General features: G+C 72.5%; 1 protein-coding gene and 1 pseudogene. Both read left to right on the forward strand.

Features of this window, described 5'->3' with window-relative positions:
• Window positions 1-244 (forward strand): annotated as a pseudogene (locus ACIQOV_RS42000) (sigma-70 family RNA polymerase sigma factor); the annotation flags it as partial.
• 202 nt (window positions 245-446) lie between these two features.
• Window positions 447-947: a GNAT family N-acetyltransferase gene (locus tag ACIQOV_RS42005; protein WP_359905982.1), complete on the forward strand. Its 501-nt coding sequence runs from the start codon at window positions 447-449 to the stop codon at window positions 945-947.
• Window positions 948-1,220 lie beyond the last annotated feature (273 nt).

Raw genomic sequence — 1,220 nt, forward strand, 5'->3', positions numbered from 1 at the left:
CCCGCCCGCCCCCTCCGCCGAGGACGTCTACCTCGCCGAAGCCCGCCGCCGCGCGGTCCGCGAGACCGTCGCCGCCCTGCCCGGCCGCTGTCCGCAGCTGATCGCCGCGCTCGCCGAGGACCCGCCGCCCACGTACCGTGAGCTCTCCGAGCGGCTCGGCATGCCGCGCGGCTCGATCGGCCCCACCCGCTCGCGCTGCCTGGCCTGCCTGCGGATGCTGCTCCACGCGGAGCGCTACCCCTGAGCAGCCCGTGCGACCGGGCGGAACCCGTGCGGCACGGGAGGTGACCCTGCTCACGTCCGCCCCCGCGAAGGTTGAGCGGAGCTGACACCCGGGTAGAGCGCTGGCGAACGCAGCTCTTGACGGTGGTGCGATCACTCGGATACTGAGCGTGAGCGCGCCACCCTCTGCGCGCCGGGCACGACGACTGGGGAGGCCCCTCCACATGGGCATGAGCGTGATCATCTCGGCTGCGGAGGCCGAGGACGCGGAGCAGATCCTCAAGCTCCAGTACCTCGGCTACCAGCCCGAGGCCGAGCTGTACGGCGACTGGGCGATCGAGCCCCTGACGCAGAGCCTGGAGAGCCTGCGCGCCGAACTGTCCGAGGACCACTTCCTGGTCGCCCGGCTGGGCGACGAGGTGGTCGGCACCGTCCGTGGCCGCGTCGGCGACGACGGCGTCGCCCGGATAGGGCGCCTGGTCGTCCACCCGCGGATGCAGCGCCACGGCCTCGGCGGCCGCCTGCTGGACGCGCTGGAGCGCCGCATGGCCCAGGAGGGCCCGGTGAGCGCCTACCGGCTGTCCACCGGCCACCGCAGCCTCGGCAACCTGCGGCTGTACGCTCGACAGGGGTACCGCCAGACCGGGGTCGAGCAGATCACCAGCCGGCTGAGCTACGTCCACCTGGAGAAGCCCGCCGCGACGCCGCTCGCGGCGACGGCCTGAGTCCGCCGCCCCGCGCACGTTTCCCGGCGCCGCCACCATCCGGACCGCCGGTGGCGGCGCCGAGCCGTATCCATGCAGGTCACAGGGGTATGTGTCCGCATTGCGGACAGCTCCGCCAAACAATTGGGCGGAATTCGACCCATCTGTTTTACTGGCTCACATGACTGCGACGACGAACTGGACCCCCACCGGCACCCTGCCGGCAGGTGAGCGTGCCATGTGTCGTCGAATGTGTCACTGCTGAGGGCCACCGCCCCCGGCGCCCCGCTGAGG

Source organism: Kitasatospora sp. NPDC091257, from assembly GCF_044757675.1.
Lineage (GTDB): Bacteria > Actinomycetota > Actinomycetes > Streptomycetales > Streptomycetaceae > Kitasatospora > Kitasatospora lactacystinica.